Genomic DNA, 14,907 nt, shown 5'->3' with positions numbered 1-14,907 from the left:
TGGTCCTGGTTAGCTAGGACTTCGGTGCGGGGATCGCTCCCCCACCGAAAATTCCTAGCTAGCCAGTGCGCGGCGCAAATCGGCCACGCGTGATGCCACGGAAGCGTCGACAACTTCGTCGCCAACCTTGACCACCAAACCGCCGACCAACTTTGGGTCGATGGAGGTGTTGAGGTTCAGCTCGCGAGCGTAGAACTTGTTCAAGCCCTGCTGAAGTCGCTGAAGCTGAGTCTCGGAAAGCTGGACAGAGCTGGTCACCGTAGCGATCCAGCGCTGCTGGCGCTTGGCCACCAACTCAACGAAACGTTCCACCAAGGCCATTGGCTTAAGCCCACGAGGAGCTGCCACCGCTTGCTGGATCAATACCTTCGAGGTTCGCGACGCGTTAGGCACGAGCTTGAGCGCCAGGGCGCTCTTTGCTTCGGCTGGGGCCTGCGCCTCATCCAACGCACGCTGTAGTTCATGGTTAGAACGAACTACCTCGATGAAGGAGAACAGATCCTGCTCCAGCTTGGCCAGCCCCGAAGCGCCGTCCTGCTGCTCTGCCACCGCGGTTACCGCGGTGACGGCCAGCGTTTCGAGCGCATCGCTAATGTCGCGTTCCGAGCTCCAGCGGTACGAAGCCAGCTCTGCGACGATTGCTTCGGCGTCAGCCGAAACCTTTCCGTGCAACAGCTGGGCCAGAAGGCCTGCCTTAGCGGCAGCTTCACGTGCTGGATCAGTCAATGCGCGGCGAAGACCGGCATTTGCATCCAGTACTTCCAGGACCGCGAACAGATCCTTCGGCAGATCAACAGATGCCTGCGCCAGCTTTGGTTCCAAGAACTCCAAGGCCTTTGCCAATGACTCGCTCGATACACTTGCCATTAGTTCGATGCACCTGCATTCTGCTGAGCTTCCAAATCGGTCAGGAACGAATTAACCACGCGCTGTGCACGGGTATCGTCCTGCAGAGCTTCGTCAACAATCTTGCTTGCAAGCTCGGTGGCCAAAGAGCCAACATCGCTGCGAAGCGAAGCAAGGGCGCTGGTGCGCTCTGCTTCGATCTGACGCTGAGCCTGCTCGGTGATACGAGTAGCCTCATCGGTTGCTTTGGTCTTCAGATCGGCAAGGATCTGTGCACCTTCACTACGTGCTTCCTCACGGATGCGGTTAGCTTCGGTGCGCGCTTCCAGAAGCTGGGCCTTGTACTGAGCCAAGGTCTCCTCTGCTTCTTTCTGAGCGGCCTCAGCCTTCTCAAGTCCACCTTCGATCGCGGTGACGCGATCTTCATAGGACTGCTCGAACTTCGGAGCAATCACCTTGATGACGATGAAGAGCAATACCGCGAAGCCAACGCCCGTGACGAGAATCTCCCACGGGTTCGGCAACAGCGGGTTAACCGATTCGCCCGCAGCGAGGATGAATTCAGTGCTGTTCATTCTCACTATTCCTATCTACTAGTTTCCGCATGTGTGTACGCCTCGCAACAGTGGCGAGGCCACTACTACAGTCGCGAAAAGACTAGGCGCCGATAACGAAAGCGAAAACCAGGCCCAAAATTGCAAGTGCTTCGGCAAGTGCGAAGCCAAGCATTGCGATTGGCTGCAGGATGCGCTGAGCTTCTGGCTGGCGTGCAACACCATTGATGTAAGCAGCGAAGATCAAGCCCACGCCAATTGCCGAACCGATTGCAGCCAGGCCGTAGCCGATCATATTCAGGGAGCCATGCAACATGTGATTATGTTCCTTTCAAGATACCGGACTTTTGCCGGTAGGTTGTGAGGTATTCCTTGAGCGACTCAAGGAAGATCTTTAGTGGTTAGAAGAAGTGTTGGCCTTAGTGGGCGTCGGCTTCAATTGCACCCTGGAGGTAGATCGCGGTGAGCAAGGCGAAAACGAACGCCTGCAGCACCATGATCAGCAGTTCCAGGAAGTACATTGCGACCGATCCGAGGATGACCAAGATGCCAAGACCATTCATAGCCAAGGAATCCTGAACAACGATCAGGTGACGTGCGCCGGCAGCTGCCAGCATCACGATCATGTGACCGGCCAGCATCGTTGCCATCAAACGCAGCGAGTGCGTCAGTGGGCGAACGATGAAGTTAGAGATGATTTCCAGTGGAATCATCAGTGGCATGATCCAGCCCGGAACACCGGATGGAACGACGGCCAACTTGAAGTAGCGAATACCATGATTCTTCAAACCCACGGCAATCCAGGTGCCGTAGATGATGATGGCCATCGCGTATGCAGAACCAGCGTGTGAGAACGATGGAATCTGCAGGAACGGAATTGCTCCGAAGAGGTTGTTCAGCAGGACGAAGAAGAAGGTCGCGAACAGCAGAGGAATCCAAGGACGGAAGTTCTTCTCACCAATGATGTCGCGGCCAATTCCGTTACGCACGAAGGCGTAGCCGGACTCGGCGAGGTACTGCGTCTTGCTTGGAACCAGCTTCGGGTTCTTGATGGCCGCGGTGAAGAACCAAGTAATGAGCACGATCGAAAGTACGATCATGAGCATCTGCTTGCCGAAACCGGTGCCGTACTCAACCATCCAAGGGAAAATATCTGGGAGGTGGGTATCGGATACGGATGGCGGAATGAATCCGCCTTCTTCTGAGGCCATTGGGAGCGCAAACGCGAACAACGCGCTGTCCTCTCTGCAGTAACGGTCACGGGCAAAAGGCGGTGACTGGCGGTAACTGCCTCTCACCTTGTGAAGAAAAAATCAAACGGGTTCCATCAGCGCTTCTGCATAGCACATCGACGTTGATGAAGTGCCACCCTCAGGATCCCCTGAAGATGTCTTTCGGAGACGGCCCCTCGCATTTAAACGAATTGCCGAAAATGACCCGTAGTAAGCCTATCAAACTCACAGCTCACCCATGACATAAACGTCGCGGGCTATATGTCTATGACTCGTTGTAGATGGCAAGGCGCGTCTTCATGAAGGCGCGAACCTCGCCGACCTGCCAGGCAACGAGTGAGACCGCAGCTGCGAGCACGAATCCCTGACGGTTGACCCATTCGGGCAACCCCAGGTTCAACAGCACGAAGGCAATGCCAAATACCTTGATGACGAATGTTCCCAGAAACGCGGGCATCGCCCACGTGCTGCGGATTCGTCCGGCAGCCTCAGCAATCAAGATGCTGACGGCGAAGAAGCCGATCACTAAGCCGGCGGCAAACGCCCCGGAAAGTGCATATCGCAAATCAGCAAGCAGCCACGAAATCAGGAAAAATGCGGCCGTTGCGATCAACGAGTACAGCAAGGAGATACCAAGAATTGGCAGCCAGATGGACTTCGGAGCGGCAGAGGCGGTTATGCGGTCAGAACGTGAATTCATCTCCGCATCCTCCTCTGTTCACTTTTGACGATCCATCGGGCACCGGATGATGCTGATGATACTCATTTCCCCCGCGCGGTTATTGCCCGCGTGGGAGATGATCCATCATGAATTCTACACGAGATAGAAACTGCTTGGGTTCTGGTTACTTCCCAAGCTTGGCTCGAAGGTTGGCGAAACGTACCGAGACCAGCGGCCACCAGGTGAGCAAGGCGGCTCCGATAACCAGAATCACGATGACCGGAATCAGGATGACCAGGGGTATGAAGGCGATCGATACGACCGTAGCGGCCACCAGCGCCGCCCAGATGTAGAGCAACACCACACTTTTGCGCACCGAATGGCCCTGGGAGAGCATGCGGTGGTGGATGTGCTTGGAGTCCGGGGAGAAGGGCGAGCGCTTGTTGAGCAGGCGGCGCACCACCGAAAGGCTCAGATCGAGCACCGGCAGGAAGACGATCACCATCGGCAGCACCATCGGCATGTAGGCCGGCACATTGCGGAAACGATGCGCATCGAGCCCCTGCACGTCGCCGGTGACCGCGATGGCCGAAACCGACAGGATCAGCCCGATGGTCAGCACCCCGGTCTCCCCCATGAAGATGTTCGCCGGGTTGAAATTATGTGGCAGGAATCCCACACATGCACCGAGTAACAGAGCGCAAAGCAGCGCGCCGACATTCGCGTAGTCATCGGCGCTCACATGCGTGGCCAGGATGTAGGAGTAGAGGAAGAAGGTGGCCGCACCAATAGCGGCCAGACCCGCGGCGAGCCCGTCGAGCCCGTCGGAGAAGTTGATGGCGTTCATGGTCAGCACGACCAGGAACACCGTCAGGGCTCCCTGCGCCCAGGGCTCCTCGATCCGCCAGGTGCCAACCGGCAGCGAGCGGATGAGGATGCCGTGTCCGGCGATCACCGCGCCGATGGCCACCTGGCCTGCCGCCTTGTAGTACCAGCGCAGGTCGCCCACGTCATCCCACAGCCCGAGCAGCGCGATCATCACCAGGGCGATGGCGATGCCGCGGATGGTCAGGCCGTTTTCGAAGACCCCGGCGAAGAAGCTGAAGTGGCTGGCCAGCCAGAGCCCGGCGCCGAAGGCGATCATGATGGCCAGCCCGCCGAATTTCACGATCGGCGCATTGTGCTGGTCGCGTTCGCGCACCATTTGGCTGCGGGTGAAGCGGTGGCCGATCGAACGGATGATCGGGGTCAGCAAAAAGGAGGTGGCGAAGCTGAACGCGATCAGCAGGACGTAGCTTCTCATGCGTCCTGGCTCGGAGCTTGGGGCTCCTCCACATCCATGATGTTCGGGACCACGACGCGCAGTTCGCCGATGTCGATGGCGCCGGCGCGGACCACGCGGAGGGTCTCACCGGTGGCGTCGACGATGGTCGAAGGCAGGGTGGCGCCGCCATCTGAGCTGCCACGCGCGCCGCCGTCGAGGTACACGTCCACGCTCTCGCCGAGCTGCGCGATCGCTTCTTCCACGGTGGTGGCCGCCGGCTGGCCGGTGCGGTTGGCCGAGGAGACGGCCAGCGGTCCGGTGGCGCCGAGCAGTTCCAGCGCGGTGTCGTCGTTGGGCACGCGCAGCGCGACGGTGCCGCGGGTCTCCCCCAGATCCCAGGTCAGCGAGGGCTGTGACTGCAGGATGAGGGTCAGTGCGCCGGGCCAGAAGGCCTCGGCGAGCTTGCGGGCTTCATCGGGGATATCCCGGGCGAGCCCGTCCATGGTGGCGACCTGGGCGATCAGCACCGGAGGCGGCATATTGCGCGAGCGGCCCTTGGAGGCCATCAGCATGGCGACGCCCTGCGGGCTGAAGGCGTCGGCTCCGATCCCGTAGACGGTGTCGGTGGGTAGCACGATGCAGCGCTTCTCGCCGAGGGTTTCCTTGGCTGCGCTGATCGCTGCGGCGCGCTGCTCTGCGTTGCTGACATCAAATGTTGTGCTCACGGGTTTATTCTTTCATGCGGTCGGTGGATAACGGGGCAAGGCCGCTGGTGGCTCGCGCCCGTCCGGTGAGGTCCTGGTGCCCGGTGACCGCCTCGAAACCCAGTGCGGCGAGCATCGCGGCGGCGCTTTCGGCTTGCACCTCCGCGTGTTCCATCACGTACATGCCCCCCGGGCGCAGCAGGCGCAGGGCTTCGGCGGAAACCGCCCGCGGGATCTGCAGCCCGTCGCTGCCCAGCCCGTACAGCGCCATCTGCGGGTCGTGCTCACGCACCTCGACCTCGCGCGGGATCGCGTTCGGCGGGATGTACGGCGGGTTCGAAATCACCAGGTCGATGGTTCCGTGCAGAGCTGCGGGCAGCCGTGCCGCGTCCTGGTGCAGGACGTGCACGCCCAGCGGTTCGCAGTTCGCCCGGGTATAGCCGATCGCCTCGGCGGAGAGTTCCACCGCCCATACGGTGGATGCGGGCAGTTCGGTGGCCAGCGCGGCGGCGATCGCCCCGGACCCGGAGCACAGGTCTACACAACGTGAACCTTGTAGCGAACCGATGAAATCCAGGCCCACCTGCACCACCGACTCGGTTTCCGGACGCGGAGAGAACACCCCGGGCCCGACCTTTAGGGTCAGGTAGCGGAAATGGCCTTCGCCGGTCAGGTGCTGCAGCGGGATGCGCCGCGCCCGTCGGGCTACAAGGTCCAGATATTGTGCGTACTGTGCCTCGTCGAGGTTCTCCCCGCGCAGCTCACGCAATTTGAGCTCGGCACGGCTGTCCCCGGTGACGAAGCACAGCAAGAGGTCGGCATCGACGCCGGGGCTTGGCACCCCGGCGCCGGAGAGAACCGCGGCGGCGTCCCGCCGCGCGGTATTGAGCTGCTCCACGCTATGGCTCTTTGCCGCTTAGCGTTCGCCCAGCGCCGCCAGGCGCTCTTCTTCATCGAGCTGGATGCAGGATTCGATCACCGGAGCCAACTCGCCGTCCATCACCGCGTCCAGGTTGTACGCCTTGTAGCCGGTGCGGTGGTCCGCGACGCGGTTTTCCGGGTAGTTGTAGGTGCGGATGCGCTCGGAACGGTCCATGGTGCGGATCTGGCTGGCGCGCACCGCCGAGTTCTCCTCGTCGATGATGGCCTGCTGGTGGGCCAGCAGACGCGAGCGCAGCACGCGCATCGCGGCTTCACGGTTCTGGATCTGCGACTTCTCGTTCTGCATGGCAACCACGATGCCGGTGGGGATGTGGGTCAGGCGCACCGCGGAGTCGGTGGTGTTCACGGACTGCCCGCCGGGGCCGGAAGAACGGTACACGTCGACCTTCAGATCGTTCGCGTGGATGTCCACCTCTTCGGGCTCGTCCACCTCGGGCAGCACCAGCACGCCGGCGGCCGAGGTGTGGATGCGGCCCTGGGATTCGGTCTGCGGGACGCGCTGCACGCGGTGCACGCCGCCCTCGAACTTCAGCTGCGCGTAGACGCCTTCGGCCGGGTCGTTGGACTTGCCCTTGATCGCCACCTGGGCGTCCTTGTAGCCGCCCAGATCGGACTCGTTGAAGGAGATCATCTCCACCTTCCAGCCCTTGTGCTCGGCGAAGCGGGTGTACATGCGCAGCAGGTCCGCGGCGAACAGGGCCGCCTCGTCGCCGCCTTCGCCGCCCTTGACCTCCAGGATCACGTCGCGCGCGTCGTTCGGGTCGCGCGGGATCAGCAGGCGGCGCAGCTTCTCCTCCAGCTCGGGCAGGTCCGCCTTGAGGGTTTCGACCTCTTCGGCGAACTCCGGATCCTCATCGGCCATTTCCTGCGCGGCTTCCAGATCCTCGCTGGCCTGCTTCCACTTGTTGTACGCGTCGACGATGCCCTTGAGCTGAGCCGAACGTCGTCCGAGCTTGCGGGCCTTGGCCTGGTCGGCGTAGACCGCTGGGTCTGAAAGCTCCGCCTGAATCGCGGCGTGCTCCTCAAGTAGCGTCTTGACGGATTCAAACATGTTGGCTGTTCTTCCTGTTATGCGTTGCCCGGCTCACGGATCGTGCGTCGCGCGCTGTAGTCAAAGTCTATGTCGTGTGACGCGCCGATGGCGTCCAGGCGGTCGGCGTGAAATGCCAACTGCCTGGACGCCATGGCGGTCAGGGGTGCTAATCCTTGTTGGGAGTGGTCTTATTGACCAGCATCAAGAATTCGGCGTTCGATTCGGTTTCGCGAATCTTGCCGGTGAGCACCTCGAGGGCCTGCTGCGGATCGATGCCCGAGAGCATCCGGCGCAGACGCCACATGATGCGCACCTCTTCGGCGCTCATCAGCTGCTCTTCGCGGCGAGTGGAGGACTCGTTGACGTCGACCGCCGGGAAGATGCGCTTGTCGGCGAGCTTGCGCGAAAGGCGCAGCTCCATGTTGCCGGTGCCCTTGAACTCCTCGAAGATGACCTCGTCCATCTTGGACCCGGTCTCCACCAGCGCGGTAGCCAGAATGGTCAGCGAGCCGCCGTTCTCGATATTGCGGGCGGCACCGAAGAAGCGCTTCGGCGGGTACAGCGCGGCCGAATCCACACCGCCGGACAGGATACGTCCGGAGGCCGGAGCGGCCAGGTTGTACGCACGGCCCAGACGGGTCATCGAGTCAAGCAAGACCACGACGTCCATGCCCATTTCCACCAGGCGCTTGGCGCGCTCGATGGCGAGCTCTGCGACGGTGGTGTGGTCATCTGCCGGGCGGTCGAAGGTGGAGGCGATAACCTCACCCTTCACGGTGCGCTGCATGTCGGTGACTTCTTCGGGACGCTCATCAACGAGCACCATCATCAGGTGCACTTCTGGGTTGTTGATGGTGATCGCGTTCGCGATGGCCTGCAGGATCAGCGTCTTGCCGGCCTTTGGAGGCGAGACGATCAGGCCACGCTGGCCCTTGCCGATCGGGGCGACCAGGTCGATCACACGTGGGCCGACCAGCTTCGGATCGGTTTCCAGGCGCAGGCGCTCGGTCGGGTACAGCGGAACGAGCTTGTTGAACTCGACGCGCTCCTTGTTGTCTTCGGGCTTCTTACCGTTCACCGAAGTCAGCTGCACCAGGGCGTTGAACTTCTGGCGCGGGTTCGGGGTTTCGCCATCGCGTGGAGCGCGGACCGCACCGACGATCGCGTCGCCCTTGCGCAGGTTGTACTTCTTGACCTGGCCCAGCGTGACGTAGATGTCGTTCTGGCCCGGCAGGTAACCGGAGGTGCGGACGAACGCGTAGTTCTCCAGCACGTCCAGGATGCCAGCCACCGGCAGCAAGACATCGTCTTCGCTCAGCTGTGGCTCGTCCAGGTCATCACGGCGGTTGCGGCGGTTGCGGTTGTTCCGGTCGTTGCGATCATTGCGGTCGCTACGATCATTGCGGTCGTTACGATCGCTGCGGTCGTTGCGATCGTTGCGATCCCCGCGGTTACGTTCGCGGCGGTTGCGGTTGCGTTCGCTGCGCTCGGCATTGCGGTCGTTGCGATCGTTGGAACGCTCATTGCGGTCCTCGGAGTCGTTTGCGCCCTGCTCGTCGTTGCGCTCGTTGTTGCGGTCGCTATTGCGGTCGTTGTTGCGCTCACGCCGGTCATTGCGGTCGTTGCCGCGCTCTTCGCGATCGTTGCGGTTGTTGCCGCGCTCTTCACGATCGTTGCGGTTGTTGCCGCGCTCTTCACGATCGGTGTCGGCCTCGCTGCGCTCAGCGCGCTCGCCACGATCGGCGTTGCGCTCGCGACGATTGGAATTGCGTTCGCGGCGGTTGCCGCGTTCGCGCCGCTCTTCGCGGGCCTCTGGCTGGTTTTCGCCCTCGGCGGCCGGGGCCGATGCGCCAGCATCTGCTTTGGCTTCCGCAGCGGTTTCGGTGTTCTCCGCGGCGACCGGTTCGGCCTTGGCACGCGAGTTGCGTCGCTGGCGCGGAGCCTGCGTCTGCTCGGCCTTCGCGGCCGGAGCCTGCTCGGCCGCTGGCTGAGGAGTTTCGCCGCCTTCGGCTGCCGGAGCGGTGACCTTGCCCGAATCGGTGACGCGACGCGAGGTGCGACGTGCCCGCACAGGCTTTTCTGTCTGCTCGGTCTTCGGCTCTGCAGCAGCCGGAGCTGCCGCCTGGGTCGAAGCCTCGCCCTGAGCTGGCGCCTCGGCCTCGGCCTTAGGTGCGCGACGACCGCGCGGGGCCTTGGCCGCTGCCTTCTTCGCAGGAGCCTTTTCCGCGGTTTCGCTCTGCTCCTTGGCCGGAGCCTTAGCTGCCTTGGCGGATTCCTTGCCGGTTTCCTTGGAAGCTACAGAGCCACCGCGCTGATGATCGCCAATGGATTTCACCAGATCGGCCTTGCGCATGCGCGATCCGCCGGTAATACCTAGCTGGGAGGCCAGCTGCTGGAGCTGGGTCATCTTCAAAGAGGCCAGGCCGGCGCTCTTGGTTTCGGAAGTCTTGGTGTCCACGCCTTCGTTGAGGCTTGTGGTTTCGGTCACGAAAGTTCCTTCTGACTCGTAGGATGGGCTGGTTCAAGCAACCCACTGTGCCGTATGTATAGGCGTCACGACCGAGATTCGATGGTCATCACGCCATCCAGGCCGCTCACGCTAAAAGATTGTGTAAGGCAAACGCTGGACTTAAAAGGTTGATATCTCGACGGCACGAGGAGTGCACAAACGTGGGATATCAGAGGTGCTGCGAACTGCAGAAAAGATCCGGAACGGCTGGACGAACGAAAGTACGGTAAACCGATTTCGCCCGATCAACACTGGCCAAGTGGATTCACTACTGCGCAATGCGCTCAGCAATCCGGTCTGCCGTGAGTGTTACAGCACTTCTACTGTAACACCGTTCTTGGCCAGTTCGGGCACTTTAATGCTCCACGACACCGAAGATCCTGTGGCGAATGACTCGATTACCGCGCGGGCGGCCTGCAGCTGGGCCTCATCGGAGACCAAGGTCAAGATCGTGGGACCGGCCCCGGAGACCACCGCGGCCAGAGAATTCCCGCGCAAGGCGCGCAGCAGCGCGGCGCTTTCGGGCATGGCCACCGCCCGGTAGTCCTGGTGCAGGTAGTCCCGGGTGCCGCCGAGCAGCTGGCTTGGGTCATTGCTCAGCGCGTGGATGAGCAGCGCGGCGCTGGCGGAATTCGCCGAGGCCTGCGCGTGGTCGATCTGCGCGGGCAGCACTCCGCGGGCGGCCTCGGTGGAAAGCCCATTCGAGGGCACGGCGAGCACCGCGCGCACCGCCGGATGCAGCGGCACGGCCACGGTGCTGAAGCTACCTGCCGCATCGGTGGTGGAAATGCTCAACCCCCCGTACACGGCCGGGGCCACGTTATCCGGGTGCCCCTCCCAGGCGGCGGCGGCCTGGAAAATGGCGTCGATCCCGCCGCGCGCTTCTTCCGGGAGCAAGGCGTCGGCGGCGGCGAAGGCGGCAACGATGGCCGCGGCGGAGGAGCCCATGCCGCGGGCATGCTCGATATTGTTCTCCGCGTTCAGCTCGATGCCCACCGGAGCGAAACCGCGCGCCTTCCAGTAGCCGTGCATCTGCGCGATGATCAGGTGCGACTCGTCCGTGGGCAGCGTGTCGGCGCCCTGCCCGGTGAGCGTCACGGAGCTCTGCTCGGCCGTGCGGATTTCGAGGCGGTCACGGTATTCCAGCGCCAGGCCCAGCGAGTCGAAGCCCGGGCCGAGGTTTGCACTGGTGGCCGGCGGGGCCACGATGAGGTGCTGGCCCAGGGCGATCTGCTGCGTCATGGTTCCTTCGAGAAGTTCGGGGTTCATCGGCGTATCAATCTTGGCTCGGATAGTGCTCGGCCCGCCGCATCGAAAGATGATGCGGCGGGCCGATGCTGCATTTTTTAGGCCAGGCCCAGGGCGGTGGCGACTTCGACCACGTCGAAGCCGACCTTGGTCGGTTCCACCTGTGTGCCGTCCGGGTTCTGCAGGGCCCAGTTCGGGTCCTTCAGGCCGTGGCCGGTGACGGTGATGACGATCTTCTTGCCCTTCGGCACGTTTCCGGCGCCGTGGTGCTTGAGCAGCCCGGCAACCCCGGCGGCGGAACCAGGTTCCACGAACACGCCCTCGCGGGAGGAGAGCCAGCGGTGCGCGGCGAGGATTTCCTCGTCGGTCACCGAATCGATCTGTCCGCCGGATTCATCGCGCGCGGCCTCGGCCTGCTCCCAGCTGGCCGGGTTGCCGATGCGGATCGCGGTGGCGATGGTGTCCGGTTCGGTCACCGGGTGGCCCAGCACGATCGGCGCGGCGCCGGCAGCCTGGAAGCCCCACATGATCGGGGTCTTCGTGGAGACCGCCGCGAGCTTGCCGCCGGCCTGGTTGGTGTACTCGGATGCGTACTCCTTGTAGCCCTTCCAGTAGGCGGTGATATTGCCCGCGTTCCCGACGGGAAGCACATGGTAGTCCGGGGCGTCGCCGAGGAAGTCGACGACCTCGAACGCGCCGGTCTTCTGGCCTTCGATGCGCGCCGGATTCACCGAGTTCACCAGGAACACCGGGTAGTTCTCGCTCAGCTTGCGCGCCACGTCCAGGCAGTTGTCGAAGTTGCCGTCGATCTGGATGATGTCGGCCCCGTGCGCAATCGCCTGGGACATCTTGCCCATGGAGATCTTGCCCTCCGGGACGAGCACCGCGCACTTCAGCCCGGCCTGCGTGGCGTAGGCCGCGGCGGAGGCGGAGGTGTTGCCGGTGGAGGCGCAGACCACGGCCTTGGCGCCGGCGGCCACCGCGGCGGTCATCGCCATGGTCATGCCGCGGTCCTTGAAGGATCCGGTCGGGTTCATTCCCTCGACCTTGAGGTAGACGCTCGATCCGGTCAATTCGCTCAGCGCCGGAGCGAAGACCAGCGGGGTCCCGCCTTCGCCGAGCGTGATGACCTGGGTGTTCTCATCGACCGGCAGTCGGTCGGCATATTCGCGGATGACTCCACGCCACTGATGCGCCACTTAGTTTCCTTCAACTCGCATTACGGATAGGACTGAATCCACCGCGTCCAGCGCCGAAAGCGCCGCCACGGTGGAGCTGAGCGCGGCCTCGGTGCCCTGGTGGGTGAGGATGCGCAGCTGGGCCGCTGCTTCCGGCTGCGCCGCCTGCTGGTTCATGGATTCGATGGAGACCCCATGCTCGCCGAAGATCGCGGCGATGCGCGCGAGCACTCCGGGCTCGTCGGAGACGGTCAACCCGATCCAGTAGCGGGTGGTGATCGCGGAGAAGTCCATCAGGTTCGCGGCGGCATCCGCGGAGCCATTGGGCAGCGGGGCCCCGGCGGCCAGCTGGCGGGTGACGGCGATAACGTCGCCCATCACCGCCGATGCGGTCGCGTTGCCGCCGGCCCCGGCACCGTAGAACATCAGGTCCCCGGCGTTCTGCGCCTGGACGAACACCGCGTTGAACGCACCGTGCACGGTGGCCAGCGGGTGGCTGCGGTTGACCAGCGCGGGGTAAACGCGCACCGAAATGCCCTGCTCGGATTTCTCGGCGATGGCCAGCAGCTTGATCACGTAGCCGGCCGCGGCGGCCGCGGATACATCGGCGGCGGACACCTCGGTGATGCCCTCGGTGTGCACCTGGTCCGAGGAGACGGTGGTGTGGAAGGCCAGCGAGGCTAAGATCGCGGCCTTCGCGGCGGCATCGTGCCCGCCCACGTCGGCGGTTGGATCCGCCTCGGCATAGCCGAGCGCCTGGGCTTCGGCGAGCACATCGTCGAAGGCGGCGCCGGTGGTGTCCATCGCGTCGAGGATGAAGTTGGTGGTGCCGTTGACGATGCCCATCACCTTGGTGATGTGGTCCCCGGCCAGCGAATCGGCGATCGGGCGCAGGATCGGAATCGCCCCGGCCACCGCGGCCTCGTAGCGCAGCTGGGCGCCGGAGGCGGCGGCCAGCGCGTTCAATTCGGCGCCCCGGGCGGCGATCAGCGCCTTGTTCCCGGTGATCACGCTGGCCCCGCGGGCCAGCGCCCGGGAGATGTACTCCCCGGCCGGCTCCATGCCGCCGAGCAGCTCGATCACCACGTCGGCGCCATCGATCAGCGCGTTGGCATCGGTGGTGAACAATTGCTGGTCGAGCTGCACATCGCGCTTGGCTTCCAGATTGCGCACGGCAATCCCGGTCAGTTCCAGACTCGCGCCGGAGCGGGCCGCCAGGGCGCCGCTGTCTTCGATCAGGATTCGTGCCACCTGGGCACCTACCGTGCCGCAACCCAGCAGGGCGACCTTCAGGCTTTTTTCACCGCTCACTTAAACTCCCATGTCACGGGCCAACAAATCGGATTCGGTTTCCCTGCGCACGATCAGACGGGCTTGGCCGTCGCGCACCGCAACCACCGCCGGACGGGTCAGGTAGTTGTAGTTGCTCGACAGCGCCCAGCAATAGGCGCCGGTGCCCGGAACCGCCAGCAAATCGGCGGCGGCTACGTCCTCGGGCAGGTAAACGTCATTCACGACTATGTCACCCGACTCGCAGTGTTTCCCAACTACGCGAGAAATAATCGCGTCGCTTTGCGTCACACGGTTGGCCAGCACGGCGCTGTAGTCCGCGTCGTAGAGCACCGGACGGGCGTTGTCGCTCATCCCGCCGTCCACCGACACGTAGCGCCGCGGCGCCGTGCCCCCGGCCCCGTCTTCGACGAACACGTCCTTGCGCACGCCCACCTCGTAGAGGGTGAAGGTCGAAGGCCCGGCGATGGCGCGGCCCGGTTCAATGGAAAGCCGCGGGCAGTCGATGCCCAGCTGCGCGCAGGTCGCGGCGACCACCTCGGCCATCTGCCCGGCGAGCTTCGCCGGGGTGGAGGGGCGGTCGGCCTCGGTGTAGGCGATGCCGTAGCCGCCGCCCAGGTCCAGTTCGGGCAGCGTGACCCCGTGGCGTTCGCGCACCTCGGCGAGGATGCCGAGCATCGTGCGCGCGACGATGGCGAAGCCCTCCGCGTCGAAGATCTGCGAGCCGATATGCGCGTGCAGGCCGAGCAGGTTGATGCCCGGGGCTTCCAGGGCGCGGGCGATGGCCGCCAGCGCCGGGGAGGTGCCGGTGGGCCCGGGCTGGATGGACAGCCCGAACTTCTGGTCCTCGTGCGCGGTGGCGATGGCCTCGTGGGTGGAGGCGTGCACCCCGGGGGTCAGGCGCAGCATCACCTGCGCCGCGATCCCCTCCGCGGCTGCGACCAAGATCACGCGTTCCAGCTCGTCCAGCGAGTCGATGACGATGCGTCCCACGCCCATGCGCAGGGCGCGGGAGATCTCCGGCACGGACTTGTTGTTCCCGTGCAGCGACAGATTCGCCCCGGGCACGCCGGCGGCCTGGGCCACCGCGAGCTCGCCGCCGGAGCAGGTGTCCAGGCGCAAACCCTCGGCGGTGACCCAGCGGGCCACCTCGGTGCACAAGAACGCCTTGCCGGCGTAGTACACGTCCACCTCGCCGCACAGCTGCGCGAAGGCGGCGTCGAAGGCGGTCTTGAAGCCGCGGGCGCGGGCGCGGAAATCGTTTTCGTCCAGCACGAACAGCGGGGTGCCGAATTCCCTGGCGAGCTCCGAGACCGGCACGCCCTGCACGGCCACTTCGCCGTGGGCATCGCGGGAAACTCCGGAGGCCCACTGCACTTCGCGCAGCGCGTTGGGGTCGGCGGGGAAACTGAGCCAGGCCGGAGCCAGTGGTGAAGCGGTCATAAG

At 63.8% G+C, this 14,907-nt stretch carries 14 protein-coding genes; all 14 read right to left on the bottom strand.

Annotation, left to right across the window (positions count from 1 at the left end):
• Nucleotides 1-54: 54 nt before the first annotated feature.
• Nucleotides 55-867: a F0F1 ATP synthase subunit delta gene (locus ACT3TP_RS03745; RefSeq protein ID WP_096283892.1), complete on the bottom strand. Its 813-nt coding sequence runs from the start codon at nt 865-867 to the stop codon at nt 55-57.
• Nucleotides 867-1,421 carry a F0F1 ATP synthase subunit B gene (locus ACT3TP_RS03740; protein ID WP_096283894.1) on the bottom strand — a complete coding sequence of 185 codons (555 nt, stop codon included), beginning with the start codon at nt 1,419-1,421 and terminating at the stop codon, nt 867-869. The genes ACT3TP_RS03745 and ACT3TP_RS03740 overlap by 1 nt, the downstream gene beginning before the upstream one ends.
• Nucleotides 1,422-1,503: 82 nt before the next feature.
• Nucleotides 1,504-1,716: an ATP synthase subunit C gene (locus ACT3TP_RS03735; protein WP_013348621.1), complete on the bottom strand. Its 213-nt coding sequence runs from the start codon at nt 1,714-1,716 to the stop codon at nt 1,504-1,506.
• A gap of 103 nt (nt 1,717-1,819) precedes the next feature.
• Nucleotides 1,820-2,611 carry a F0F1 ATP synthase subunit A gene (gene atpB / locus ACT3TP_RS03730; RefSeq protein ID WP_105554267.1) on the bottom strand — a complete coding sequence of 264 codons (792 nt, stop codon included), beginning with the start codon at nt 2,609-2,611 and terminating at the stop codon, nt 1,820-1,822.
• A gap of 286 nt (nt 2,612-2,897) precedes the next feature.
• Nucleotides 2,898-3,332: a hypothetical protein gene (locus ACT3TP_RS03725; protein WP_096283898.1), complete on the bottom strand. Its 435-nt coding sequence runs from the start codon at nt 3,330-3,332 to the stop codon at nt 2,898-2,900.
• 145 nt (nt 3,333-3,477) lie between these two features.
• The gene (locus ACT3TP_RS03720) at nt 3,478-4,596 is read right to left on the bottom strand and encodes an MraY family glycosyltransferase (protein ID WP_444615464.1); all 1,119 of its coding nucleotides are present in this window, start codon (nt 4,594-4,596) and stop codon (nt 3,478-3,480) included.
• Nucleotides 4,593-5,282, bottom strand: coding sequence for an L-threonylcarbamoyladenylate synthase (locus ACT3TP_RS03715; RefSeq protein WP_444619404.1), 690 nt, complete (start codon nt 5,280-5,282; stop codon nt 4,593-4,595). Before ACT3TP_RS03715 ends, ACT3TP_RS03720 begins: the two co-directional genes overlap by 4 nt.
• 4 nt (nt 5,283-5,286) lie before the next feature.
• A complete protein-coding gene (gene prmC / locus ACT3TP_RS03710; protein ID WP_444619402.1) occupies nt 5,287-6,159 on the bottom strand; it encodes a peptide chain release factor N(5)-glutamine methyltransferase in 873 nt (290 codons plus the stop codon).
• Between the two features lie 18 nt (nt 6,160-6,177).
• Nucleotides 6,178-7,254 (bottom strand): peptide chain release factor 1, encoded by a 1,077-nt coding sequence (gene prfA, locus ACT3TP_RS03705; RefSeq protein ID WP_444619400.1) that lies wholly within the window; start codon nt 7,252-7,254, stop codon nt 6,178-6,180.
• Nucleotides 7,255-7,402: 148 nt separating this feature from the next.
• Entirely contained in the window at nt 7,403-9,724 is a 2,322-nt protein-coding gene (gene rho, locus ACT3TP_RS03700; RefSeq protein ID WP_096283909.1) for a transcription termination factor Rho, read from the bottom strand.
• Nucleotides 9,725-10,054: 330 nt separating this feature from the next.
• Nucleotides 10,055-10,987 (bottom strand): homoserine kinase, encoded by a 933-nt coding sequence (thrB, locus tag ACT3TP_RS03695; RefSeq protein WP_096283911.1) that lies wholly within the window; start codon nt 10,985-10,987, stop codon nt 10,055-10,057.
• A gap of 104 nt (nt 10,988-11,091) precedes the next feature.
• Nucleotides 11,092-12,192 (bottom strand): threonine synthase, encoded by a 1,101-nt coding sequence (thrC, locus tag ACT3TP_RS03690; RefSeq protein ID WP_444615461.1) that lies wholly within the window; start codon nt 12,190-12,192, stop codon nt 11,092-11,094.
• Nucleotides 12,193-13,482 (bottom strand): homoserine dehydrogenase, encoded by a 1,290-nt coding sequence (locus tag ACT3TP_RS03685; protein ID WP_444619398.1) that lies wholly within the window; start codon nt 13,480-13,482, stop codon nt 12,193-12,195.
• Complete coding sequence (lysA, locus tag ACT3TP_RS03680; protein WP_444615460.1) at nt 13,483-14,904, bottom strand: diaminopimelate decarboxylase; 1,422 nt, start codon at nt 14,902-14,904, stop codon at nt 13,483-13,485.
• Nucleotides 14,905-14,907: the final 3 nt, after the last annotated feature.

It is taken from the genome of Glutamicibacter sp. AOP38-B1-38 (genome assembly GCF_052377485.1).
Classification (GTDB): Bacteria; Actinomycetota; Actinomycetes; order Actinomycetales; family Micrococcaceae; genus Glutamicibacter.
This window is presented reverse-complemented; position numbering and strand designations above follow the sequence as displayed.

Bases quoted from the DNA above. Each gene is read 5' to 3' on its own strand.
- ACT3TP_RS03745 (WP_096283892.1), bottom strand. From the start codon at position 867: ATGGCAAGTGTATCGAGCGAGTCATTGGCAAAGGCCTTGGAGTTCTTG.
- ACT3TP_RS03740 (WP_096283894.1), bottom strand. From the start codon at position 1,421: ATGAACAGCACTGAATTCATCCTCGCTGCGGGCGAATCGGTTAACCCG.
- ACT3TP_RS03735 (WP_013348621.1), bottom strand. From the start codon at position 1,716: ATGTTGCATGGCTCCCTGAATATGATCGGCTACGGCCTGGCTGCAATC.
- atpB (WP_105554267.1), bottom strand. From the start codon at position 2,611: ATGGCCTCAGAAGAAGGCGGATTCATTCCGCCATCCGTATCCGATACC.
- ACT3TP_RS03725 (WP_096283898.1), bottom strand. From the start codon at position 3,332: ATGAATTCACGTTCTGACCGCATAACCGCCTCTGCCGCTCCGAAGTCC.
- ACT3TP_RS03720 (WP_444615464.1), bottom strand. From the start codon at position 4,596: ATGAGAAGCTACGTCCTGCTGATCGCGTTCAGCTTCGCCACCTCCTTT.
- prfA (WP_444619400.1), bottom strand. From the start codon at position 7,254: ATGTTTGAATCCGTCAAGACGCTACTTGAGGAGCACGCCGCGATTCAG.
- thrB (WP_096283911.1), bottom strand. From the start codon at position 10,987: ATGACGCAGCAGATCGCCCTGGGCCAGCACCTCATCGTGGCCCCGCCG.
- lysA (WP_444615460.1), bottom strand. From the start codon at position 14,904: ATGACCGCTTCACCACTGGCTCCGGCCTGGCTCAGTTTCCCCGCCGAC.